Below are 24,138 nucleotides of genomic sequence, written 5' to 3' on the forward strand. Positions count from 1 at the left end.
TGTTTGAATAATATACTAATTAGGGCAGGGAACAGGGAACGGGGAACAGGCAAAAGACAATAATTTTTTATTGTCAATGGTTACACGGTGCATAATAGTAAACTTTGCTAATCAGATTTGACATCACTACTTAAAACTTTAAAAATGAAATTAAAATGTTTTCTATTTTAATTAACATATAGAATAAACCTATAGTATATCCAGAAAATGAGCAAAAAAGCACCGTCTAAGTTTAACGCCTCTAGGATAAGAGATCACCTAGCCAATGAACGAACCTACTTAGCATGGATGCGTACAGCAGTAGGCTTAATGGGTTTTGGGGTAGTTATTCTACGTCTTCCGAACTTTCAACCGCCTGAAGTTCCACGACTTGGCATTAGCTGGAAAATGGGGTTACTTTTTGCCTCCGTTGGTTTAATTACCGTCTTACTTTCCACCATCCAATACTTTTCTGTACGCCGTGCTATTGATCAAGATACCTATGAACCTTCTGACAAAATTATTATTTTATTTAGCGGTGCGATCAGGCGTAGCCTGCCACTTCGTGATCGCTCTCTTTGGTGGAGCAATTATTTATATAGTGTTTAGCATTTCTCAGAGAAATATTTTCTTTTTACAATAAAATATTTTTAAAAATGTATTGAAAATTGATTCAAAGTTCATTATGATAGTAGCTAACAAAATTTGTAAAACATGAGCGATGAAACTACAGAGAAGATTATTCAGTAAATTTTTGCTAGGATTAACCATTAGCGGAGTAATCGCCAGTTGTGCTTCCCCCTCCACCACCACAGAAAATACAGGTAGCACAGCAGAATCCCAATCCCAAGAAGAAGTAACCCTCACCCTTGTTAGCTACGCAGTAACCCAAGCAGCCTACGAAAAAATCGTTCCCCAATTCGTTGAATACTGGGAAGAAACCACCGGACAAAAAGTAACCATCGACCAAAGTTATGGCGGTTCAGGCTCTCAAACCAGAGCAGTCATAGACGGTTTAGAAGCTGATATAGTCGCCCTCGCTCTCGCCTCCGACACCTACGCCCTCCAAGAAGCGGGATTAGTCGAACCTGGTTGGGAAAATGAAGTATCTGGACAAAATGGCATTATTACCCGTTCCGTAGTTGCCCTCGTGAGTAGAGAAGGAGGACAGAAAGTAGAGACATGGCAAGACTTAGCAGATCCTAATATTAGCGTAATCACAGCGAATCCTAAAACCTCTGGGGGAGCTCGTTGGAACTTTCTCGCCCTTTGGGGTAGCATCACCCAAGCAGGGGGAAGCATTGAACAAGCCACAGAATATGTTGCCCAAGTTTATAGCAGTGTCACCACCCTTCCCAAAGACGCTAGGGAAGCCTCCGACGTTTTCTATACCAGAAACCAAGGGGATGTATTAATGAACTACGAAAATGAACTATTACTTGCTGAATCCCAAGGTAGAATTCAACCCTACGTTATTCCCACTGATTACAATATCTCCATCGAGGGGCCTGTGGCAGTGGTAGATGGATATGTGGATAGACGAGGTACAAGGGAAGTGGCGGAGGCTTTTGTGGAATTTCTATACACCCCCGAAGCACAAAGGGCATTTGCCGAGGCAGGTTTTCGCCCTGTTAATGAGGAAGTTTTTGCAGAATTTAGCGATAAATTTCCCGTGGTAGAAAATCTTTTCACCATCGAAGACTTTGGCGGTTGGCCTACAGCCCAATCAGAGTTTTTCGATGATGGCGGTATTTTCGATCAAGCCATTTCAGGAAGATAGTTTAGGGTTGCTCAACAAGGGGAGTCATGAGGCGCGATGGACAATTGACAATTACGAAATTCTGACTCTACCAGTATCCCAAAAATTCCGTAGGAATAATTACCAATTTCATTACAGCTATGGAGAGTTGACTATGACAAACCAAGATATTCAAGACAAAAAATCTATCAAAATTTCTATCCATATTCCCCCGAATCATCATGATAAACCAATCATTGTTGATCTGGCTTCCAAGCACAATTTAGAAGTAAATATCACCTCTGCCATGTTAGGGGAATATGCGGATAAAGATGGTTGGTTTAACCTTATCTTGTCAGGAGAAAAAACTGCCATTCAAGAGGCTTTAAATTATCTATCTGACTTAAATATAGAAGTTTGGAGTCAGACGGGAAACGGTCAACAAATAGTAAAAGATTCTTGGAGTTTGGGAGAGTGGGAAATCAGACATTAAACATTCTCGATGGAAAACTATTCCCCTAAAAAAAATCATGATTAGTTCTTTAAAACAACCACCATTCAATTATCGAGAAACCATTAAAAATATTCTGCGCAAATTCTCCATCCCCTGGGCGGTGACTATCATCTTTCTCGCCGTAATTTTAATCATTCCCATGATGGCGTTAATACTTGAGTCAGCGAGTTTAGGATGGGAAAACTTCTGGCAGGAGGCAACGGCGGAGGTGGCAGTGGCTTCCTATATTTTTACCTTTGGCACTGCCTTAGTTGCTTCTTTGATTAACGCTGTGATGGGAACTTTAACCGCTTGGGTGTTGGTGCGTTACGACTTTTGGGGCAAAAAAATTATTGATGCCACCATCGACATTCCTTTTGCATTACCTACCACGGTGGCAGGTTTGGTATTAGCGACGGTGTATTCTGAGGATGGTTGGATTGGTCAGTTTTTTACTCCCTTTGGTATTCAGATTACTTTTTCACCTTTGGGGGTATTTGTGGCGATGTTATTTATCGCCTTGCCTTTTGTAGTCAGAACTTTACAGCCTGTATTACAGGAAATGGGATCGGAAATTGAGGAGGTTTCTTGGTCACTGGGTGCATCGGATTGGCAAACTTTTCGCCTAGTAATTTTACCCCCTCTCATTCCTGCTATTTCGGCGGGGGTGGCTTTGGGTTTTTCTCGGGCGGTGGGTTCCTATGGAACTATTGTTATTGTTGCTTCTAATATTCCTTTTCGGGATTTGATCCCCCCTGTATTGGTATTGCAAAAACTGGAACAGTATGACTATGTGGGAGCAACGGTAATTGGAGCGGTTTTGTTATTTATTTCTTTGGTTTTGTTGTTAATTATTAATCTGTTACAGCAGTGGGGCAAACGTTATGCAGACAATTAAAAGATTAAATACGGGCAAGAATTGGTCAATTTTGGTTGTATTTGTTTATTTGGGACTGATTTTATTAATTCCTGCTGTCTCGGTGTTTTATGAGGCGTTTAAGGAGGGGATTCCCACTTTTTTACAGGCAATTCAACAACGGGAATTTATCCAGGCGGTATGGTTAACGGTGCTGTTGTCGTTGTTTAGTGTACCTTTAAATACGGTGTTTGGTTTGTGTGCGGCGTGGGTAATTGCGAGGAATAATTTTCGGGGTAAGGCGTTTTTGATGAGTATTATCGATTTGCCTTTTTCCATTTCCCCTGTGGTGGCTGGATTAATGATGGTGCTTTTGTATGGGCGTAATGGTTGGTTAAATTGGTTGGTGGAATATCTTGATGTGAGAATTGTTTTTGCTTTGCCGGGGATGGTATTGGCGACGATTTTTGTGACCATGCCTTTTGTGGCGAGGGAGGTAATTCCTGTGTTGGAGGAGATTGGTAGTGAGCAGGAGGATGCGGCCAGGAGTCTGGGGGCGAATGATTTACAGATTTTTTGGCGGGTGACTCTCCCTAGTATTCGTTGGGGTTTACTCTATGGGGTTTTGCTGACTAATGCTAGGGCGATGGGGGAATATGGTGCGATCGCCGTTGTTTCTGGCAACATTATCGGTAAAACGGCATCCCTACCGATTTTCGTGGAATTGGCCTACAAAAACTATCAAAGTCAATCGGCTTTTGCCGCCTCAGTGGTACTGGTTTTGTTGGCAGTTGTCACCCTTATTTGTAAGGAAATTTTGGAACGTTATACAAGGATTTGATCCCCCCTAACCCCCTTGTTAAGGGGGGAACTAATAGATCAAAAACTGTTCCCTATTCCCCGTTCCCTAGTTTCTAATTCACTTTTTCATAACACTATATCTAAAACAATGAGTATTATTATCAATCAAGTAAACAAAAAATTCGGTGATTTCCAAGCTCTAAAAAATATTAATTTAGAGGTAAAACCCAATACTTTAGTCGCCCTCCTTGGCCCTTCTGGTTCAGGAAAATCAACTCTTTTGAGGGTAATTGCAGGGTTAGAAACCCCCGATAATGGTCAAGTAATTATTAATGGAAAAGATACCACCCATCTTGATATTCGTAAACGAAATATTGGTTTTGTATTCCAACATTATGCCCTTTTTAAACATCTCACCATCAAGGAAAATATTGCCTTTGGTTTAAAAATTCGTAAAACTCCCAAAAATCAAATAAAACATAAAGTGGCTGAATTGCTTGATTTGATTCAATTAGAGGGTTTGGGCGATCGCTACCCATCCCAATTATCAGGAGGACAAAGGCAAAGAGTCGCCCTAGCGCGCGCGTTGGCTGTGCAACCCCAGCTATTGTTATTGGACGAACCTTTTGGGGCATTAGATGCCAAGGTGAGGAAGGATTTAAGGGCATGGTTACGGAGATTGCATGATGATGTCCATATTACCAGTGTATTTGTCACCCATGACCAAGAAGAAGCCATGGAAGTGGCAGATGAAATTGTGGTAATGAATCACGGCGTTATTGAGCAAATTGGCACCCCTGCAGAAATTTATGATAATCCTACCTCACCTTTTGTGATGAAATTTATCGGGGAGGTGAATGTTTTACCTAGCCATACTCCTATTTTTGTTAATGTTAATCATGATGAATATTCCTCCCATCCAGAGGTGTTTGTGCGCCCCCATGAGGTAGATATTTTGTTAACAGATGACAATGAAAGTACCAAAACCACCATTAAAAGAATCACTCATCTAGGCGCAGATATACAAGTAGAATTACTTTTAGAAAATAATTTGCCCATTATTGCCCATCTCAGTAAACAAAAATTTAATTCTTTAAATCTTAAAAATAATCAAGTAGTTTTTGTCAAACCCCATCGCATAAAAACCTTTGCCTAGGATGATAAAATTCGCTCTAAATTTATTGTTAAATTATGTGGATTAATGTAAATATCCTCAAAACGACTATCGGGATAAAGAAAATTATTAAAACTTTTACTGCCCATAATTTCCCCTAAAATATAATGATATTCTAAATCAATAATATTACTAACTAACCAGTAACAAGGATATACATAATTAGGGGAAAAAATTTCTATTACCGTCGTTTTGGATTGACAAAAAACTAGATTACTTAAACCACTACCATGGGGAGAAATGACAATTTCTGCTTGATTTAATAATTCTGCTTGTTGCTTGACAGAAAGTAATTCTAAATTGAAAATTTCAAAGTTATATTGTTTTAAAATATTGATAATTTCTTGTTCATTAATTAACCTTCTATTACTAGATTTTTCTCGACTAATATAAATTTTTTTATCAGGTGTTTTTTTATCTAAATTATCACCTAATATTTTTGTACGTAAATATTGACAACTCCAAGGAGGCATCCAGGCGATCGCACTGGGAAAAGAAGGTACAATTAATTTATCAGCCTTAATATGGGTAGGAAAAGAAAGAGGAAATATCTTCGAGGAAGGAATGCCAAACATTTCTAAAGTTTCCCGTTGAAATTGGCAACGATTATCCACCACCACATAATCCACTTCATCCCAAGAAATAGAAGCCTTTTCCAGTAGATGAATACGAGGAAGAATATCAAATAACCAATGGAAATAGATATTGTTTAACAATCCTCCCAAAACAACTACCTTACCTTTAAGACGAGTGACAGGGGAAAGCAAAGAAGTTGTCAACAAGGAATGATAACGAGGATGTTTATCAGGATGATTAGGACTCAGGGCAGGAGATTCGGGAGAAATATCCCCTATCATATAGTTATCATCGCTGATAATGGCACTACTGCCCTCGTCTTCCCGTAACCAAAACCGTCCATTATCTAAAATTGTCACAAAACTAGAGGGTAAGGGGAATTTGTGCGGAAAATAAAAACTAGGATGAATATTATTATCAAAACTATGGGGAGGTTTTAGGCTAAGTTGATTATCTCCATAAATTAACTGATAATTTCCTTTTTTCTTTGCCCATTGTTGGCTAGTTTCATAATATTTTTTAGCTTCATTTATGATTAAATTTTCAGGATGATTAACTTTTTTTGTTGAGCCATTGATTAAATTTTTAATCACATTTTTTATATATTCATTATCCGTATTACTTAATTGATTAAGATATTCTTTTACTTTATCTTGATTATTTTGTTGATGGAGAATAAAGAATAAGTTATCCAGAATATTTTTAATTTCGTTTGTTGTTAATAAATTTTGGTTTGATAAATTATTTTGTTTAAGAACTAAATCATCCAATGCAATTTGATAGTAGATACTTGCTAAAGAGTATTTTTTTTGTGCAAATAATAAATGAGCAATAATAACAGTAAATTCTGCTAAACTTTTGTTGAAAAATAAGTTATCAATTAGACGATAATTTAAAATGATACTTTGATCATTACTTTCTTTACTCCAATTAAGTAAGTTAGTAAATATATCAAAATTATTCACTAAAATTTGCCAAGATTCTTTTGCTTTCTTTACATTTCCTTGCAATAAATAGATATAACCTAGTTCACCATAAATACGGTCACTATAAGGATCAATATTTAAACATTGTTGATAATAATCAATAGCTAAATCTAATTGATGAGTAGCAGTATAACAAAAACCTAAATTGTACAAGATTTTATTATCATTACTATAAAAATCAAGAGCTTTTAAATAATAACTAATGGCTTGATTATATTCTTTAACATACTGATATTGTTCTGCTATATTTAAATATAATTCTTTCCATTGAGCATTTATAGATAAACCATTTTTCCACACCTCCATAGCATCATCAAAATTGCCAGAGTATAGAAAACAATAACCAAGTTTAAGATAACCTTGGAAATACTCTGCATTAAATTCTAATACCTGTTGATAAATCAAAGAAGCAGTATTAAATTGATTATTTTTAAAATATAAATCACCTAATTCTTGAAGATTATGAGCAACAATTACTAATTCTTCCTCATCCGCACACAAAAAACAATCTAGCCAAAGAGCGATCGCCCTTTCCTCGTCATCAGCTAACATATAGCTAACCCCAGCATAAGCCAAAAATAAAGGATTAGAATCATTCACCGTCAATAAAGATTCTATATAAGCCTTTAATTGTTCATAATTATTTTGATAACAATAACTCTTTACCTGTGCCTTAACTTCTAACCAATTATCCATACTATTCTTACAATAGGGGTTGCTAAAAAAAAGCACAAGCCACCCCTCCCCGACCGCTACGGGTCAAGAAAAGGTGGCTATGTTTTATATAATTTTATTATAACATAACTAAGGCTAAATGACTACATTTTTGCTGTTTTTTTTGATAATTATGCTAGAAAATTATTGATTTTTTAAAAAGCAGTAAAAAACTTCACTTAATAGCATAAATATTTCATAGATACATCCTGCTAAAAATACTAAGAAAATATATTAGCCTTAGTTAATTGAACCAGTAATTCTTAACCATGATCACGGGGATTATCTTGATTTCCTTCTATAATAGGATTAGCATTTTTCAGCTGAGAAGTTATCCCCTGAGAGTTCGCATAAGGGAGGGGATTATTATTAATTAAAGCTGTTAAATTTTTTTGAAAAATTGATAAAGGTTGTTCGCCAATGGTAGATGCGATCGCACTTCCGTCCTGATCAAGAAAAACAAAATGGGGAATACCATCCACCTGATACCGTAAAACCTCAGGAAGCCACTTCGTATTATCCACATTAAGCATCACAAAATTAATATCATTGCCATACTCCTGCTTCAAAGTCGCCATATCCCCAGCCATGGCTTGGCAACTGGTACACCAATTGGCATAAAATTCCATCAAAGTGGGCTTACCATTACTAACCGCCACCTCCAAAGGAGTAGAATTTTGTGCCTGTGCCTCCAAAGACTCAGAATTAGCGCTAGTTTGTAACCCTAATACCAAAGTAACACTAAGGGCGATCGCCACCAAAGCAATTACCAAATTTCGTAAACCATTAACCCCAACACCAGAAGAAGTATTTTCAGACATAAATATAATTCCCTACACTATAAATAGTTATTCAAAAACCATTATCCCTCAAACTCATGAAAAAACGAGTAACCCTCACCTTTCCCCGTACCATGGTACAAATTCCCATCACCTATCGCCTTGCCAAAGAATTCAACATCGCAGCCAACATCATCCGCGCCCAAGTCGCCCCCAACCAAATCGGTAAATTAGTAGTAGAATTATTAGGAGACATAGATCAACTAGAAATAGCCATCGATTGGATGAAATCCCAAGACATCAAAGTTTCCTCCGCCACAGGAGAAATCATCATCGATGAAGAAATCTGCGTCCATTGTGGCTTATGTACAGGGGTATGCCCCACCGAATCCCTCACCCTCAATCCCAGTAGTTATAAACTACAATTTCGTCAACAAACCTGCATCGTCTGTGAGCAATGTATTCCCACTTGCCCTGTCCAAGCTATCACCACTAATTTATAAAGGTTTCAGGTATTAAGATGATGAAGACTATGGGTAATAATCATTTAATATCAAGTCTGCTCGATCACTTACAAATTAGCAGTATTAATATCTTAGTTCAATAAATTGAACGAACTACCATTAGCCGTGTAATTCATTACACGGTGGGGCTGTGAAAATATTTGATATAAATTGTTCATTATCAATTGTTTACACCCATGAAAGATTGCGATTTTTATCCCCAACTCAAATTATTTATTGAAACACTACCTCAAAAAGTACGGAAAACCTACATATATAAATACTTCAATCACCATAAAATAAAAACATAGCAACCACTGTCAAAACATTATGAAATTTAACCTTTCTTCCCTATACACATGGTACACCAACGGCATCCGTAACCCCCAATACCGTCTCTGGGTAATCCTTGGCACATTAGTATATCTCATTAGCCCCATCGACATTTCCCCCGACATCATCCCCATCGCAGGGCAAATTGATGATTTTGTCATTGTCTCCATCATGCTATCAGAAGTATCTCAACTACTCTTAGGGGCAATGAAAAACAAAAAACTAGACAAAGATAATATTGACAATGGAAATAGTGATAGTCAAGGAGAAACCGTAGAAGTAGAAGCCATCCCCCTCGACAAGTAAAAATCAATTAGGGCATTGCTGAGTATGAAGCATTATTAAATTACAGTAAATATATAGTATTAAAACTATTATTACTATTGCCCATTGCCCATTACCTATTGCCAAACTCAACTAAAAATCATACCTTAATTCACCAACACCTAAATTAAGTTAAAAATCAATCAAACAAAGATAACGGTAAATGTCCGTAAGTTCCTAGAATAGAATCATTAACATCAGAAAAAATCGTTATTAATACCCCACGATATTCCCCAGAATAATCAGAAACCATGTGAGATAACTTTTCTCCATTAAACTTGATATAAATAGGCTCATCACCATCAACCCCATGACGACGACTAATATCTAAAACATAGCCAAAAGCCTTGAGGTAACTTTGTAAGGCAGAAAAACCCTCATCATAACTCGATGCGCAAATACCCAAATTACAATAATCCGCCTCATGGATAATCAACAAAAGAGATTTTTGCAACTCCACCTTTTCCGTTTCCGATGCGGGAATCTTTGTTTTAATACCACTATATTCCTTTAAAACCCTTAAAGCCGAAGCTACTTCAGAATTCATTTAATTACCCTTAAAAAAATTATTACTACAAATAAACCCCAAGCTAAATTTTAATCCTCAGCACAAGAATTACACTCCCCCTGCACAATTACCTCATAATGATCAACTTTTAGCCCTCGGCGCAACTTGTGAATGGACAAATTAGAAAAAGTTTCCCAAGGAATATCCTCGATTTTTCCACAACAGTTACAGCGAAAATGATGATGAGGAGAAACATTGGCATCGTATCTACATACCCCCTCTTGTAACAACACCTCACGAATTAACCCCACATCCCTCAGAGTTTGTAACGAAAGATATATTGTTGCTTGAGATAAAGTCGGTACGTCTTTATTTAAATCTGTCAAGATATTTTCTGCGGTGGGATGATCATTTCTACTCAACAGATTGGCATATACAGCATAGCGTTGGGGAGTCACCCTCAGCCCTTTTGCCTTTAGTACACTAATAATTTCATCTGCTTTTTTTCCCATGACAAAGTAAAAATAATCTTAGTCTTACACTACAAACTTACAGTCTAATTGATAATCAATTTTTTAGTATTAATCAACTAGCCTTAACTATACCTTAACAAAAATGAATAATTATTGTTGTTGACAAATTCCTAAATAAGAGTTATTCTGAGATAGAAGCAAAAAGTTAAGTAGCTTCAACAATATTTTTAAAAACGTAAAGTTTTATTAACCATTATAGTAGAGGTAAAACATGGCTGTTATCGAACAAGTACCTAGTGTAGTATTCAAAACCCGTGTCCGTGATGAATCCGTAGAAGGACCTAACCCTTACCGTTGGGAAGACAAAACCACTGAAGATATTTTTGGCGGTAAAAAAGTAGTTGTTTTCTCCTTACCCGGAGCATTTACCCCTACTTGTTCTTCTAATCATCTTCCTCGCTACGAAGAATTATACGATGAGTTTAAAGCTCAAGGTGTTGATGAAGTAATTTGTGTATCTGTAAACGATGCTTTCGTAATGTTCAAATGGGGTAGAGAAATCGGCGCTAAAAACGTATTCCTATTACCCGATGGAAACGCTGAATTCACCCGCAAAATGGGTATGTTAGTTGATAAATCTAACCTCGGATTCGGTTTGAGATCTTGGCGTTATTCTATGCTTGTTAACGACTGTAAGATCGAGAAAATCTTTGTAGAGCCTGGTTATGAAGATAACTGTCCTACCGATCCTTTCGAGGTCTCTGATGCTGATACTATGTTAGCTTACCTCAAAGGAACTGCTCCTGCTGGAGTATGTGAACCCGTTAAGGAATTTGTAGGTTAATAATTAAAAAAAAATAATTTGATTTTTGGGGTGTATATTTACACCCTTTTTTTGTGAGTGATACTTTTTTGGTATTGCTGATTTTATGCTAAATCTGATTGATAAAACTTAGCATTACCCACCGTGTAATGAATTACACGGCTACATAGATAACGTTCAATAAATTGAACTAAAGATAAACCTAACACCTAAAACCTGGCACCTAAGACCTAAAACTATTTAATAAACAACATTTCTTGATAGGTAGGTAAAGGCCATAATTCATCATCAACCTCACCTTCAAGGGCATCAGCATATTTGCGGACTTCATTCATCATGGGAAGAATGGTTTGGGCAAAATATTTCATATGGGCTTCGGTATCTGCGAAATCTTCTTTTCCTAGGGCTTCACTAAGTTTTTCAACTTCTATCATTAATTGATTAACCAAGGTGGCGATTTTTTCGATCGCAGTGGTATCCAATTTGATACCGACATTATTTAAACTAGCCATGGTGCTAGTAAGTTTAGAAAGATAATTGATAGCAGCAGGATAAATAGTAGTTTTTGCCATGCTAACCACTAATTTTGCTTCCACCTCAAGGGAAAGAATATATTGCTCTGCATATACCTCAAAACGGCTTTCTAATTCCACAGGGGAAAGCACCCCCATGCGATCAAATAGCTCCTCAACCTCTTTATATCTGAGACTAGGTAAAGCATCAGCAGTGGTGGGTAAATTAGCCAAACCCCTTTCCTCTACGGCCATTTTATGCCATTCATCAGAATAACCATTACCACCAAAAACCACAGCCCCATGTTTTTCCATGATTTCTTGGAGAACTTTTTGGATAGCATCATTAAGCTCAGTACCTTGGTTTAACTCAGCCTCTAATTTTTCCGCAATCCACTGTAAAGAATCGGCTAAGATGGTATTCATCGCCACCAAAGGACCTGCCACCGACTGACTAGAACCCACGGCCCTAAACTCGAAACGGTTACCAGTAAACGCAAAAGGAGAAGTTCTGTTGCGATCGCCCGGATCCTTAGGAATAACAGGTAAAGTATCAATACCAATATTCATGGTTTGAGCCAACTGAGAACCCTTGATTTCTCCCGTGCGAATTTGTTCAAAGACATCCTCCAACTGAGAACCAAGATAAACCGACATGATAGCAGGAGGAGCTTCATTAGCCCCTAAACGATGGTCATTACTAGCCGTTGCCACCACCGCGCGCATCAAAGGCCCAAACTTATGAACCCCTCGGATAATTGCCCCACAGAAAAGGAGGAATTGAGCATTACTATGGGGAGTATCACCAGGATCTAGTAAATTACCCTGAGTAGCATTACCCACAGACCAATTCACGTGCTTTCCAGAACCATTAATCCCAGCAAAAGGTTTTTCATGGAGCAAACACAAGAAACCATGTTTTTTGGCCATTTTTCTTAAAATGGTCATGGTTAACTGTTGATGATCCGTTGCCACGTTAGCACTTTCAAAGAAAGGCGCCAATTCAAACTGGCCAGGGGCCACCTCATTATGACGAGTTTTCGCGGGAATACCCAGACGATACATAGATTCTTCCACATCCTGCATAAAAACCTGTACTCGCTCAGGGATAGCACCAAAATAATGATCGTCAAATTCCTGTCCCTTAGCCGAAGGTCTGCCAAATAAGGTTCTTCCTGCTAAAAGTAAATCAGGACGACTATGGGCGAAATTAGCATCAACCAAAAAGTATTCCTGCTCTGCTCCACAGCTAGAATTAATGGGGGCTATATCAGTATGTCCCAATAGTTCTAACACTTTACGAGCCGACTTGTTGAGGGCCGCATTAGAACGAAGCAGAGGAGTTTTTTTATCCAGAGCTTCCCCAGTCCAAGAAACAAATACCGTAGGAATACAAAGGGTTACACCGTTATCCGTCTCCATCACATAGGCAGGGCTAGTCACATCCCAAGCGGTATATCCCCTAGCCTCAAAGGTAGAACGAATACCACCATTAGGGAAAGACGAGCCGTCAGGTTCTCCTTTGACCAATACTTTTCCTGCAAACTCAGAAATTACCGAGCCGTCACCCTGTACGGACACAAAACCATCATGTTTTTCAGCGGTGGAGTTGGTGAGGGGGTAAAATACATGGGCATAGTACAAGGCTTTTTTAGAAATTGCCCAATCCCTCATGGCCGTAGCTACCACATCCGCAATGGAGAGATCGAGGGGTTCTCCTGTTTGGATGGTTTTTTGTAGGGATTTAAATACATCTTTAGGTAAACACTCCTGCATTTTGCTGAGGGTGAATACATCTTTTGCCCACATTTCTTCCAATCTTTTGGGGCTATTAAAAGGTTTTACCTCTCTATTGGTGATTTGATAAATGGCTTGAACCCTTGATTGATTTCCACTCATAGTCTTTTATTTGAAGGATAATCTTTCAGAATAATGATTATGTAATTTTCAAATAGTTCACAGTGAACACTTTTGTAACTTTTTATCTTTTACCCATTACCCATTGCCCATTACCCATTACCCAAACAAAGGTTATATTTAATTTTAGACTTATTACTTTTATTGAGATACTAATGGCGATCGCACCTTTATCCTGGCAAGAACTAGAAAAATTAACGGACTATCATATCGATAAAATCAACGGACAAACCAACTCCCAAGCCACCCTCAGACTGTTTAACCACCAACAAGAAGCCATAAGAGTAACCCTCTATAGAGATAATCACGCCTGGTGTCCCTACTGTCAAAAAATATGGCTATGGCTAGAAGAAAAACAAATCCCCTACCGCATCAAAAAAGTAACCATGTTTTGCTATGGTCAAAAAGAACCATGGTATAAAGAAAAAGTTCCCTCAGGAATGCTTCCCGCCGTAGAATTAGACGGCAGAATAATCACCGAAAGCGACGACATATTAATAGCCCTCGAACAAACCTTCGGCGTATTACAATTCGGCATGGAAGATAAAAAAGTCCTCCCCCTAAGAAAACTAGAAAGACTACTATTTAGGGCATGGTGTACATGGCTATGCTACCCCACCATTTTTCCCCAACAAGAAAACAACAACCGTCAACAATTTATTCAAGTCATTAAAAAAGTAGAACAAGCCCTCAGTCAAACCCCGAGCCCTTACTTTCTCCAAGACTTTAGCACCGCCGATGTAATTTTCACCCCCTACATAGAAAGAATGAATGCTAGTCTTTACTACTACAAAGGCTATTCACTAAGGGAAGAAAATCCCAATCTTTCCCGTTGGTTTGATGCCATGGAAACTCGCCCCACCTACCGAGGCACTCAAAGCGACTTTCACACCCACGCCCATGACTTACCCCCTCAAATGGGAGGATGCTACAGTAATCGTGAACCCCAAACCCTCAAAAATCAACAAAGAGTTGATCAAGGAGACTGGTTTTTATTACCCGATGTGGCTTACCCTGAGCCTGAAAACTCAAGACAAGAAGCCCTCCACAGAGTTTTAAAACATCGTCACAACATCATCGACATCAACCCTACCGATAATCAATTATTTGATCAAGCCCTACGTAGCGCCTTAACCTACATGATGACAAAAGAAGATTGTCCTCCCCCTAACCAATCTGCCCTCGGGTTAAGATATTTACGGGATAGAATTAATGTGCCTCGGGATATGTCCATTTATGCAGGAAAAAGGCTCAGACAAGCCCTAGAATATACCGCTAGTTTAGATAGTAACATACAACCAGAACCTTTACCCATTCGTCATCGTCGGGATCAAAACCCCCTTAATTTTCGTTAGGCTAGAGGAATAATTCATCATTACAGCGCACACCCTCCATTAACTTTGAAATACTTATGAATAAAATTAAAAAGTCATTGCAATGGTTAACCATTGGCTTAATTACCATCACCTTCACTATTATTAGCCGTAACGTTGCCATAGCCCAACCCATTAGCCATTATTCTGATTTAGCATACCCCCCCTTAGGGGAAGTGGAATTACCAAAATACGATCGCCTTTCCCTCGATAACGGCATGGTAATATATTTAATGGAAGATCATCGTCTTCCCCTCATCACGGGCAATGCAGTGCTAAAAACAGGGGATAAATTTGAACCCACAGACAAAATTGGATTAGCAACCCTCACGGGGGATTTACTACGCACAGGAGGCACCACCAACCGCAGTAGAAATGAAATTGATACTATCCTCGAACAAAAAGCGGCTTCCATCGAAACCTCCATCGGCACAAACTCGGGTAATGTTACTTTTAATACCCTTAGCTATGATTTGGAGGAAGTTTTTAACCTTTTTGCTGATATATTACGTAATCCAGCCTTTGAAGAAACTTTTTTAGATTTTGAAAAAAACAATCTCAGAGGGAGCATTTCCCGTCGCAATGATAATCCGGGTAATGTTGTTCGCAGGGAGTTTAGAAAACTTATTTATGGTGATGATAGCCCCTATGCTCGTACCATCGAATATAGTACCCTTGAGAATATTACTAGGGAAGATATAATCAATTTTTATCAACAACACATTCGCCCTGAAAATATTATTTTAGGTATTGTGGGGGATTTTGAACCCGATAAGATTAAAAATATTATTGCTCAAACCCTAGGAGATTGGGAAGTTGATACCCCTGCCCCTGCCCAAAATATTCCTATGCCCACTCAAGTGGCTTCTTCAGGATTATATTTAATTGATCAACCTCAGCTTACTCAAAGTAATATTTTATTAGGACATTTAGGGGGTGAGTTAGATGATCCTAATTATCCTACATTAACCGTTATTAATGGTCTTTTAAATGGTTTTGGGGGTAGATTACATAATCAGGTGCGATCGCGCCAGGGTTTAGCCTATTCTGTCTATGGGGTATGGGGCGCCAACTATAACTATCCTGGTTTATTTTTAGCAGGGGGGCAAACTAACACCGATACCAGTGGGCAATTTATTCAAGCCATTAACCAAGAAATCGAAAAACTGCGTACAGAGAGAATTAGTCAAGAGGATTTAGACTATGCCAAAAATTCTATCCTTAATTCCTTTGTGTTTCAATTTCAAAGCCCTAATCAAATTCTTTCCCGTATTATGACCTATGAATATTATGGTTATCCCCAAGATTTTATTTTTGATTATCAAAAAGCGGTAACTAATACCACTGCCCAACAGGTTTTTGAGTCGGCACAAAACTATTTACAACCTGATAAATTTGTCACCCTTGTTGTGGGTAATGGTGATGAGGTTAAAGACACTTTGGCGGTTTTAAATCAGGATATTCAAACCCTTGATATTACTATTCCTCTACCTAATAGTTAAACTTTATCTTAAGGGATAGGGGCGATCGCCCCTTATTTTCTATTATCAATTGTTTTTTACCCTAGCGATCGATTATCATTCTAATGACATAAAGTCTTCGTGTCTGGATAATTGAGGAGGAAACTAAAAATAAAATGACAGAAAATCAAATTATTAATAACAAAGATTCTCGTCATGAGTTAAGGGATTTAGTTGCCTCCCAATTAAAACTGATGTTAGATGCAAATAACCTTCAAGGGGCAAAGTCTTTACTGATTCCCGTGCAACCTGTGGATATTGCTGAAGCCATTGGGGATTTACCCGAAGCGATGCAACTAATCGCCTTTCGTCTTCTCAATAAAACTGAAGCTATCGATGTTTATGAGCATTTAGACTATACCACCCAACAATCATTAATTGAAGAATTTAAACGTCAAGATGTCTTAGACATCGTTGATAAAATGTCTCCCGATGATAGGGCAAGATTGTTTGATGAGTTACCCGCATCGGTGGTAAAACGTATTTTAGCCCAACTTAGCCCCGAAGAAAGACAGGCAACTAATTTATTATTAGGTTATGAGGAAAACACCGCAGGAAGAATCATGACTCCTGAATATACTTCCTCTAAGGCTAATATTACCCTCGAAGAAACTTTAAATAGGTTGCGATCGCACGCTACTATATCAGAACTAATATACTATATCTATGTCACCGATGAATCTCGCCATTTAACAGGGGTAGTATCCCTCAAAGACTTAGTTACCCACGAACCTCAGCAAACCCTAGGGGAGATTATGAAATCCGACGTTATCTATATTAAAACAGATATGGATCAAGAGGAAGTAGCCAAAGTAGTCCAAAGATACGATTTTTTAGCCGTGCCAGTGGTAGATAGAGAATTACGATTAGTGGGTATCGTCACCGTGGATGATGTCATTGATATTATCGAAAAAGAAGCCACCGAAGATATTTACGCCCTCGGTGCGGTGCAATCGGATGGAGATAACTACTTTGAAACCAATCTTTTCACCGTTGCCCGTCGTCGAGTTACTTGGTTGCTAGTATTATTATTCACCAACACCATCACAGGCAGTATCATTGGTGGACAAGAAGAACTTTTAACCAGAATCACTGTCTTAGCCGCTTTTATTCCCCTTCTCATTGGCAGTGGTGGTAACATTGGCACTCAATCTTCTACCGTGGTAATCCGTGGTTTAAGCACCGATGAATTAAAGGATTTAGGAGTAGGTAAAGTTATCTTTCGAGAGGCGATCGCCGGGGCGCTCTTAGGACTAGGATTAGGATTAATCACCATATTATGGGCCTATCTCTTACCCCAAAGTCAGCGCAACTTAACCGTTGCCGTCACCGTTGGTATTAGCCTAATGGCCATTTCTATCCTAGCATCCATTGCTGGTTCAGGTTTACCATTCTTATTTAAACTGCTAAAATTAGATCCTGCCCTCATGTCTGGCCCCTTTATTTCCACCGCTGTAGATGTTTTAGGGGTACTAATTTATTTTAGCATTGCAGGATATGTTTTAGGTTTTTAAAATAATTGACAATTAACAATGGACAATGGACAATTAGACTTTAAATTCTACCGTTGCCAATCTCAATAAAATTACCGTTATAAATGGTTAAAAAAAGTGTAAATGTTAATGACAAATATCAAAAATTAATCCTCGCCATCGGGCCTGGAATTTTAATGGCAGGGGCAGCCATCGGAGTTTCTCACCTAGTACAAGCCACCCGCGCAGGGGCAGAATACGGCTTTTCTTTACTATGGTTATTAATTTTAGCGGTGGTGAGTAAATACCCTTTCATGGAATTTGGGCCCCGTTATGCCTCCGCCACAGGGGAAACCCTCATCAAAGGCTATCGCCATCTAGGCAACTATGCTTATGGTACTTATATCGCCCTCACCATCGGCACTATGTTTATTATTCAAGCCGCCGTCACCGTGGTAACAGCAGGATTAGCCGAACAATTATTCAATTTTGGTTGGTCTGCGGTGCAGTGGAGTGGGGTAATTTTGGCTTTATGTATTGTTTTGTTATACATTGGTCATTACAAGCTCCTTGATTTAACCATGAAGTTTATCATCTCTCTGCTTACTATCTGTACGGTATTAGCGGTAATCATGGCATTGGGGGCAAGGGTAGGTAGTGAGTCTGTTAACGCCATTCCTCCTTCCTATTGGAATCGGGCGGGAATTACTTTTGCCATCGCATTTATGGGCTGGATGCCTATTCCCCTTGATGCGGCGGTGTGGCACTCCATTTGGACAGGGGAAAGAGCAAAACAAACCCATTATTTACCCACTTTAAAGGAAGCAAATATTGATTTTAATTTAGGGTATTTATCAGCAGGTTTTATTGGTTTATTATTCTTTCTTTTAGGCGCTTTAGTAATGTTCGGTAGTGGCGAAAGTTTTTCTAATAATAGTGTTCAATTTTCTGTACAAGTCATTCAGCTTTATAGTAATACCCTCGGTGCTTGGAGTACCCCCATAATTGCGATCGCTGCCTTGATAACCATGTTTAGCACTACTTTGGCGGTAACAGACGCTTACCCACGGGTAATGGCTACCTTATGGGCAGAGCATCATCCTAACCCTGAAAAAGACCAAAGTAACTCTATTATTTACAGGGTATCATTATTAGTTATACCTGCTCTTGCCCTTATCATTTTACAATTTTTAGCAGGACAAACTTTCACCGTTTTAATTGATTTTGCTTCCGCCTTATCTTTCATTGCTGCCCCCATTTTGGGATGGTTTAACCTCAAATTAATTACAGGAAAATCAACCCCTGCCATCGCTAGACCAAATAAATTTTATCGTTATTTCAGTTGGCTTTGTTTATTATGGTTAATAGCTTTTACTCTTATTTGGTTTTATTGGCAATTTTTTTACCGATGATTAAAATGACACTACCATCTTTTAGCTTTTCTTTATGACTATTAATCATCAAATAAGCAACTGTTTTGCTATATTTAATTTTCAATAAGTAAAAATAAATAAACTAATCTCAAAAATTAAAACCAACAATACTTGAAAAATTATTATCCAAAATAACAATGTTGTTATCTAAAATTTTCAACCATTCTTTATCTCCATAAAACCACTTGTTCTTAAATTGCTAAAAGCAAAATAAATATTTTTTCACCATATTAAAATTACTAAATCCTGATCAATGGTATATGTTAAAAGAGTAGAATTATCTCGCTTTAAGTCTTTTGGAGGCAGCAATGCCGTTCCTTTTTTACCCGGTTTTACCGTCATTTCTGGGCCTAATGGTTCAGGAAAATCAAATATCTTAGATGCCCTTTTATTTTGCCTTGGTTTAGCTAGTTCAAAGGGTATGCGCGCTGATAGATTACCTGATTTAATTAACAATAGCCACAAGGGTAATAATAAAACTTTAGAAACCATTGTTTCTGTTACTTTTGACCTGTCTGATTTTGAAGATTTAGATAATTTTGAGCAAGACAATAGTGATAATAATGAAGAAGAAAAAGATAATAATATTGATTTAAAATCCTTAACAGAATTAAAAATAACCCGCCGTTTAAGGGTTACAAAAAAAGGCAGTTATGCTTCTACTTTTTATGTCAATGATCAACCTTGTACCGCCACAGAATTACAAACTCAGTTAAACCGTTTACGTATCTATCCTGAAGGTTATAACGTGGTGTTGCAGGGGGATGTCACCCGCATTATTACCATGAATGCCAAACAGAGAAGAGAAATCATTGATGAATTGGCTGGGGTGGCAGAATTTGACCGCAAAATTAATCAAACTAAATCCACTTTGGAGGCGGTAAAAGAAAGGGAAGAAAAATGTCATATTATTACTCAAGAGTTGTCTGCCTATGGAGAAAAGTTACAACAAGATTCCCAAAAGGCGGCAAAATATCAGAAGTTAAAAGCCAAAATTCAAGAAAAAAAAGAATGGGCTATCGTTATTAATTGGCGTTATCTTCAAGAACAAGAAAAACAGTTTAATCAGCAGATAATTAATATTGAAAATGACCAAGAAAATAAACAAAAAGAATTAACTTTTATTAGAGAACAAAGTGCGATCGCCCTTAATCGTTTAGAAGAACTAAATCAAGAAGTAAAAGCATTAGGAGAAGAAGAACAAATTTCCATCGCCTCCAAACTTGCTACCCAAAAAGCCAAAAAACAACAATTAAAGCAAAGACAAAAAGAACTAGAAAAACAATTCCAAAATAATTTCAATAACCAAGAAAAAATAACTACTAATCAACAAGAATTAGAACAACAATTAGTTAATATAAATAAACAAAAAGAAGACCTAGAAAAAAAAGAAATACCCACCCAAGAAACCAAAAAAAACGAACTTAAAAAAAACCTTGAAACATTAAAACAATCCGCCCAAGAAATCGCCGCCCAATCCCAAGCATGGGTAGAACAACAAACCGCCCTCAACCAAGAAATTAACCAAATTCAAAACCAACTCAACCCCCAACTAACCCAAAAAGCCCTATTACAAGCCCGTAGCCAACAACTACAAACCACCATCAAAAACCAAAACCAACAACTAACCCACATAGAAACCCAACTCCATAACCAACCCCATGCCAACTTTGAACAAGACATCCAAACCCTAGAAAAAACTGTTCAAAAACTAGCCCAACAACTCAGCAACCTTGAGCAAGAAATCACCCTCAACCAAGAAACAGTAAATCGTTTGTTAATCGAACAACGAGACAAACAAAGACAACTAGATAAACTAGAAGCCACCAAACAAGCCCAACAAGAAGCCCAAGGCACCTACGCCAGTAAAATAATATTAAACTCTGACTTACCAGGAGTATGCGGTTTAGTAGCCCAACTAGGACAAGTAGAAACCGTCTATCAACTCGCCCTCGAAATCTGTGCAGGGGGAAGATTAGGCTTTATCGTAGTCGAAGACGATTCCATCGCCGCCGCAGGGATTAAACTGCTCAAAGAAAAAAAAGCAGGTAGGGCAACCTTTCTCCCCCTCAACAAAATTAAAGCCCCCCGCCTCCATCAACTAGGGGGCATCCAATACGCCCAAGGTTACATCGATTTAGCCGTTAACCTCATCACCTGTGAAGATAAATATCGACCTATTTTCGCCTACGTTTTCGGTAATACCATGGTATTTTCTGACCTAGAATCTGCCCGTAACTTTATCGGTCAAGAAAGAATCGTTACCCTTGACGGGGAATTATTAGAAGCCAGTGGCGCCATGACTGGGGGAAGTATAAGTAAACGCAACGCCCTTCACTTCGGCAATGCTATCCACACCGATTCTGCTGAAGTGGATATGTTATACAAACGTATTCAAGAAATTGAAGACATAATTATCCAGCTTAACCTTAAAATAACGGAAAAAAGGCAACAAATCAAGACCCTTAGCGAAGAACTTAGTCAAGCCCGACAAAATAGACAAAAAAAACAGCTTGATTCTGAACAATGGCAAAAAGAAAATAGCCGTTTAGAAACAGAAAAAGAAAAAATAATTACTGACAACGGACAAAATTATCAACAGTTAGTAGAAAGCACTCAAGAATTAACTAACCTTGAAAAAACTATTCCTATTTTAGAAGCTAAATTAACAAAAAAACAAACTCAATTAAAGCAATTAGAATCGAGTTACGATAATCAGGAATGGCAGAATTTACAATCACAAATTCAAACCCAAGAGCTAGAGTTAGAAGAGCAACAAAAAATAATTAATCAAACTCAGAATAAATTACAATCTTTAGTGAATCAATCTTTAGATATAGCATTAAAATCTCAGCAAAATCAAGATAAATTAGATAGCATTATTCAATCCCAAGATAAACTAATTATCGAACAAAAACATAATCAACAAAAATTAATTGAACTAGGTCAAGAAATTACTAATTATGAAAGCCAATTTCAAGCATTAGCTCAAAAATTAGCTGACATAAAAAAAGCTAGGGATGATCAAGAAAAAGCCCTGAAAAAATTAGAAAATCAACAGCAGCAACTGAGCTGGAATTTAGAAAAACTTTTATTACAACATCAAGAAACCCAAACAAAATTAACAGAATTAAAAACTCAATTAGCAGAAATTACCCCAGATTTACCCAATCCTTTACCTGATATTCCCTACTTGATCAACAAAGAAGGGGAAGACAGTAAAATTGTTTTTGATAACTTACAAGAACAACTAGAACAAATTAACAAAGAAATTCGCAACGGAGAGAAAAGATTAGAAGCCCTTGAACCCGTTAATATGTTAGCATTAGAAGAATATGAAAAAAATCAAGAAAGACTTAAAGAATTATCCGATAAATTAGCTACATTAGAAGGGGAAAGAACCGAATTATTATTACGGGTAGAAAATTTTACCACCCTCAGATTAAGGGCATTTAAAGAAGCCTTTACCGCAGTAAATGAAAACTTTAAAACTATTTTTGCCACCCTTTCTGAAGGGGATGGTTATTTAAAATTGGAGGATGAAAATAATCCTTTTAATGGTGGTTTAACCCTCGTTGCCCATCCCAAAGGAAAACCCGTTACAAGATTAAGTTCCATGTCTGGGGGTGAGAAATCTTTGACCGCCTTGAGTTTTATTTTCGCCTTACAAAGATACCGCCCTTCTCCTTTTTATGCCTTCGATGAAGTGGATATGTTTTTGGATGGCGCCAATGTAGAAAAACTGTCAAAAATGATTCAACAACAGGCAAAATTAGCTCAATTTATCGTAGTTAGTTTACGTCGTCCGATGATTGAAGCCTCCGAGCGCACCATAGGCGTAACCCAAGCCAGGGGAGCATATACCCAAGTATTAGGAATAAAATTATAAGGAAAATTTAAGTATCTTTCTTATTTTGCCGTGATATAAATAAGTGGTCATTTAAAGAAATAACCAGCTATCGAAATGTTAACAAAACTTTGGTTGTTGCAGTTGCCCGTTGACGAAATTCAAGTAGAAAGAGTTAACGTTTTTTTGCAAACCGTTAAAGAACAACTTGCCAATTTTGGTATTAAATTAGTAGGAGCAATTCTGCTCTGGATTGTAGGTCAATGGCTAATTAATAAAGGAGTTAAATTATTATCTCGTCTATTAAAAAGACAAAATATTGACATAACCTTAATTGCCTACTTAAGCAACTTTATCATTGTTGCCTTAAAAATCATCCTCATCGTCGCCATTTTAGGCTATTTCGGCATCGAAACCACTTCCTTTGCCGCCCTACTCGCCGCCGCTGGTATCGCCATTGGTGCAGCTTGGGGAGGGCTTTTAGCTAACTTTGCCGCAGGGGTATTCTTAATTTTATTCACTCCCTTCGCAGTGGGCGATTTTATATCCGCAGCGGGAATAACTGGCACAGTGGATGAGATTGGTTTATTTGTCACCACCATTAACACCCCAGATAACGTTAAAACCATTGTTGGTAATAACAAGATTTTTGCCGATAATATCCAAAATTATTCCGCTAACCCTTATCGTCGGGTAGATTTAGTTGCCCAATTAAATCACAGCACCAATCATCAAGAGGCTATTGATTTATTAAAACAAAAACTTGCTACCATTGCCAATGTAATTGATGAACCTGCCCCCACGGTAGAAATTTTAGAATTTAATTTAGCTGGGCCTGTTTTAGCTGTACGCCCCTATTGTAATAATGACCATTATTGGCAAGTTTATTTTGATACCAATAAACTAATTAGAGAAACCTTTGGGGAAGCAGGATATTCTATTCCTGAACAACATTACGCCGTCAGAGGCTTAGAAAAAACCAATAATCTCCATGGATAAACTAA

20 protein-coding genes are annotated in these 24,138 nt (G+C 37.8%); 15 read left to right on the top strand and 5 right to left on the bottom strand.

The genetic code is table 11. The annotated features are described in order from the left end of the window. Positions 1 to 207 precede the first annotated feature (207 nt). The 6 genes from IQ215_RS01650 (at position 208) to IQ215_RS01675 (ending at position 5,023) form a co-directional block, all read left to right on the top strand. Positions 208 to 588, top strand: coding sequence for a YidH family protein (locus IQ215_RS01650; RefSeq protein ID WP_193799581.1), 381 nt, complete (start codon positions 208 to 210; stop codon positions 586 to 588). Positions 589 to 700: 112 nt separating this feature from the next. Beyond that, positions 701 to 1,759: a sulfate ABC transporter substrate-binding protein gene (locus IQ215_RS01655; RefSeq protein WP_193799582.1), complete on the top strand. Its 1,059-nt coding sequence runs from the start codon at positions 701 to 703 to the stop codon at positions 1,757 to 1,759. A gap of 133 nt (positions 1,760 to 1,892) precedes the next feature. Then, positions 1,893 to 2,210 carry an NIL domain-containing protein gene (locus tag IQ215_RS01660; RefSeq protein ID WP_193799583.1) on the top strand — a complete coding sequence of 106 codons (318 nt, stop codon included), beginning with the start codon at positions 1,893 to 1,895 and terminating at the stop codon, positions 2,208 to 2,210. Positions 2,211 to 2,247: 37 nt separating this feature from the next. Next, complete coding sequence (gene cysT / locus IQ215_RS01665) at positions 2,248 to 3,108, top strand: sulfate ABC transporter permease subunit CysT (protein WP_193799584.1); 861 nt, start codon at positions 2,248 to 2,250, stop codon at positions 3,106 to 3,108. Next, a complete protein-coding gene (gene cysW, locus IQ215_RS01670; protein ID WP_193799585.1) occupies positions 3,095 to 3,907 on the top strand; it encodes a sulfate ABC transporter permease subunit CysW in 813 nt (270 codons plus the stop codon). The genes cysT and cysW overlap by 14 nt, the downstream gene beginning before the upstream one ends. 108 nt (positions 3,908 to 4,015) lie before the next feature. Beyond that, the gene (locus IQ215_RS01675) at positions 4,016 to 5,023 is read left to right on the top strand and encodes a sulfate/molybdate ABC transporter ATP-binding protein (RefSeq protein WP_193799586.1); all 1,008 of its coding nucleotides are present in this window, start codon (positions 4,016 to 4,018) and stop codon (positions 5,021 to 5,023) included. Here the strand turns inward: IQ215_RS01675 and IQ215_RS01680 are convergent. Both IQ215_RS01680 and IQ215_RS01685 read right to left on the bottom strand, forming a co-directional pair. After that, positions 5,020 to 7,299, bottom strand: coding sequence for a glycosyltransferase 61 family protein (locus IQ215_RS01680; RefSeq protein ID WP_193799587.1), 2,280 nt, complete (start codon positions 7,297 to 7,299; stop codon positions 5,020 to 5,022). The two genes, IQ215_RS01675 and IQ215_RS01680, sit on opposite strands and share 4 nt — an antisense overlap. A gap of 281 nt (positions 7,300 to 7,580) precedes the next feature. Beyond that, positions 7,581 to 8,138: a thioredoxin family protein gene (locus IQ215_RS01685; RefSeq protein ID WP_193799588.1), complete on the bottom strand. Its 558-nt coding sequence runs from the start codon at positions 8,136 to 8,138 to the stop codon at positions 7,581 to 7,583. Positions 8,139 to 8,194: 56 nt separating this feature from the next. On the opposite strand from IQ215_RS01685, the gene IQ215_RS01690 reads away from it, so the two are divergent. After that, positions 8,195 to 8,599, top strand: coding sequence for an NIL domain-containing protein (locus tag IQ215_RS01690; RefSeq protein WP_193799589.1), 405 nt, complete (start codon positions 8,195 to 8,197; stop codon positions 8,597 to 8,599). 330 nt (positions 8,600 to 8,929) lie between these two features. Beyond that, complete coding sequence (locus IQ215_RS01695) at positions 8,930 to 9,238, top strand: DUF1232 domain-containing protein (RefSeq protein ID WP_015223871.1); 309 nt, start codon at positions 8,930 to 8,932, stop codon at positions 9,236 to 9,238. Positions 9,239 to 9,395: 157 nt separating this feature from the next. Here the strand turns inward: IQ215_RS01695 and IQ215_RS01700 are convergent, their stop codons facing one another. Both IQ215_RS01700 and IQ215_RS01705 read right to left on the bottom strand, forming a co-directional pair. Beyond that, positions 9,396 to 9,803, bottom strand: a complete 408-nt coding sequence (locus tag IQ215_RS01700) for a DUF1824 family protein (protein WP_193799590.1) — start codon at positions 9,801 to 9,803, stop codon at positions 9,396 to 9,398. A 50-nt stretch (positions 9,804 to 9,853) separates the two neighbouring features. After that, positions 9,854 to 10,276 carry a Fur family transcriptional regulator gene (locus IQ215_RS01705; RefSeq protein WP_193799591.1) on the bottom strand — a complete coding sequence of 141 codons (423 nt, stop codon included), beginning with the start codon at positions 10,274 to 10,276 and terminating at the stop codon, positions 9,854 to 9,856. Between the two features lie 232 nt (positions 10,277 to 10,508). On the opposite strand from IQ215_RS01705, the gene IQ215_RS01710 reads away from it, so the two are divergent. Further along, positions 10,509 to 11,081 (top strand): peroxiredoxin, encoded by a 573-nt coding sequence (locus IQ215_RS01710; protein WP_193799592.1) that lies wholly within the window; start codon positions 10,509 to 10,511, stop codon positions 11,079 to 11,081. A 215-nt stretch (positions 11,082 to 11,296) separates the two neighbouring features. Here the strand turns inward: IQ215_RS01710 and IQ215_RS01715 are convergent, their stop codons facing one another. Further along, complete coding sequence (locus IQ215_RS01715; protein WP_193799593.1) at positions 11,297 to 13,471, bottom strand: glutamine synthetase III; 2,175 nt, start codon at positions 13,469 to 13,471, stop codon at positions 11,297 to 11,299. Between the two features lie 173 nt (positions 13,472 to 13,644). Between IQ215_RS01715 and IQ215_RS01720 the strand changes: the two genes are divergently transcribed. From IQ215_RS01720 to IQ215_RS01745, 6 genes are all read left to right on the top strand, one after another. Further along, entirely contained in the window at positions 13,645 to 14,844 is a 1,200-nt protein-coding gene (locus IQ215_RS01720) for a glutathione S-transferase family protein (RefSeq protein WP_193799625.1), read from the top strand. A 56-nt stretch (positions 14,845 to 14,900) separates the two neighbouring features. After that, positions 14,901 to 16,364, top strand: coding sequence for a M16 family metallopeptidase (locus tag IQ215_RS01725; protein WP_193799594.1), 1,464 nt, complete (start codon positions 14,901 to 14,903; stop codon positions 16,362 to 16,364). A gap of 134 nt (positions 16,365 to 16,498) precedes the next feature. Then, entirely contained in the window at positions 16,499 to 17,896 is a 1,398-nt protein-coding gene (mgtE, locus tag IQ215_RS01730) for a magnesium transporter (RefSeq protein WP_193799595.1), read from the top strand. Positions 17,897 to 17,979: 83 nt separating this feature from the next. Further along, the gene (locus tag IQ215_RS01735; protein ID WP_193799596.1) at positions 17,980 to 19,266 is read left to right on the top strand and encodes an NRAMP family divalent metal transporter; all 1,287 of its coding nucleotides are present in this window, start codon (positions 17,980 to 17,982) and stop codon (positions 19,264 to 19,266) included. Between the two features lie 274 nt (positions 19,267 to 19,540). Further along, positions 19,541 to 23,176 (top strand): chromosome segregation protein SMC, encoded by a 3,636-nt coding sequence (smc, locus tag IQ215_RS01740; protein ID WP_193799597.1) that lies wholly within the window; start codon positions 19,541 to 19,543, stop codon positions 23,174 to 23,176. A gap of 75 nt (positions 23,177 to 23,251) precedes the next feature. After that, positions 23,252 to 24,133 (top strand): mechanosensitive ion channel family protein, encoded by an 882-nt coding sequence (locus tag IQ215_RS01745; protein WP_193799598.1) that lies wholly within the window; start codon positions 23,252 to 23,254, stop codon positions 24,131 to 24,133. The last annotated feature ends 5 nt before the right edge of the window (positions 24,134 to 24,138 follow it).

Origin of the sequence: Cyanobacterium stanieri LEGE 03274, from assembly GCF_015207825.1 — a bacterium.
GTDB lineage: Bacteria > Cyanobacteriota > Cyanobacteriia > Cyanobacteriales > Cyanobacteriaceae > Cyanobacterium > Cyanobacterium stanieri_B.

Coding starts and splice junctions, on each gene's coding strand:
- smc (WP_193799597.1), top strand. CDS start 19,541: ATGGTATATGTTAAAAGAGTAGAATTATCTCGCTTTAAGTCTTTTGGA.
- mgtE (WP_193799595.1), top strand. CDS start 16,499: ATGACAGAAAATCAAATTATTAATAACAAAGATTCTCGTCATGAGTTA.
- IQ215_RS01695 (WP_015223871.1), top strand. CDS start 8,930: ATGAAATTTAACCTTTCTTCCCTATACACATGGTACACCAACGGCATC.
- IQ215_RS01720 (WP_193799625.1), top strand. CDS start 13,645: ATGGCGATCGCACCTTTATCCTGGCAAGAACTAGAAAAATTAACGGAC.
- IQ215_RS01725 (WP_193799594.1), top strand. CDS start 14,901: ATGAATAAAATTAAAAAGTCATTGCAATGGTTAACCATTGGCTTAATT.
- IQ215_RS01680 (WP_193799587.1), bottom strand. CDS start 7,299: ATGGATAATTGGTTAGAAGTTAAGGCACAGGTAAAGAGTTATTGTTAT.
- IQ215_RS01690 (WP_193799589.1), top strand. CDS start 8,195: ATGAAAAAACGAGTAACCCTCACCTTTCCCCGTACCATGGTACAAATT.
- IQ215_RS01735 (WP_193799596.1), top strand. CDS start 17,980: ATGGTTAAAAAAAGTGTAAATGTTAATGACAAATATCAAAAATTAATC.
- IQ215_RS01685 (WP_193799588.1), bottom strand. CDS start 8,138: ATGTCTGAAAATACTTCTTCTGGTGTTGGGGTTAATGGTTTACGAAAT.
- IQ215_RS01745 (WP_193799598.1), top strand. CDS start 23,252: ATGTTAACAAAACTTTGGTTGTTGCAGTTGCCCGTTGACGAAATTCAA.
- cysT (WP_193799584.1), top strand. CDS start 2,248: ATGATTAGTTCTTTAAAACAACCACCATTCAATTATCGAGAAACCATT.
- IQ215_RS01705 (WP_193799591.1), bottom strand. CDS start 10,276: ATGGGAAAAAAAGCAGATGAAATTATTAGTGTACTAAAGGCAAAAGGG.
- IQ215_RS01650 (WP_193799581.1), top strand. CDS start 208: ATGAGCAAAAAAGCACCGTCTAAGTTTAACGCCTCTAGGATAAGAGAT.
- IQ215_RS01655 (WP_193799582.1), top strand. CDS start 701: ATGAAACTACAGAGAAGATTATTCAGTAAATTTTTGCTAGGATTAACC.
- IQ215_RS01710 (WP_193799592.1), top strand. CDS start 10,509: ATGGCTGTTATCGAACAAGTACCTAGTGTAGTATTCAAAACCCGTGTC.
- IQ215_RS01660 (WP_193799583.1), top strand. CDS start 1,893: ATGACAAACCAAGATATTCAAGACAAAAAATCTATCAAAATTTCTATC.
- cysW (WP_193799585.1), top strand. CDS start 3,095: ATGCAGACAATTAAAAGATTAAATACGGGCAAGAATTGGTCAATTTTG.
- IQ215_RS01700 (WP_193799590.1), bottom strand. CDS start 9,803: ATGAATTCTGAAGTAGCTTCGGCTTTAAGGGTTTTAAAGGAATATAGT.
- IQ215_RS01675 (WP_193799586.1), top strand. CDS start 4,016: ATGAGTATTATTATCAATCAAGTAAACAAAAAATTCGGTGATTTCCAA.
- IQ215_RS01715 (WP_193799593.1), bottom strand. CDS start 13,471: ATGAGTGGAAATCAATCAAGGGTTCAAGCCATTTATCAAATCACCAAT.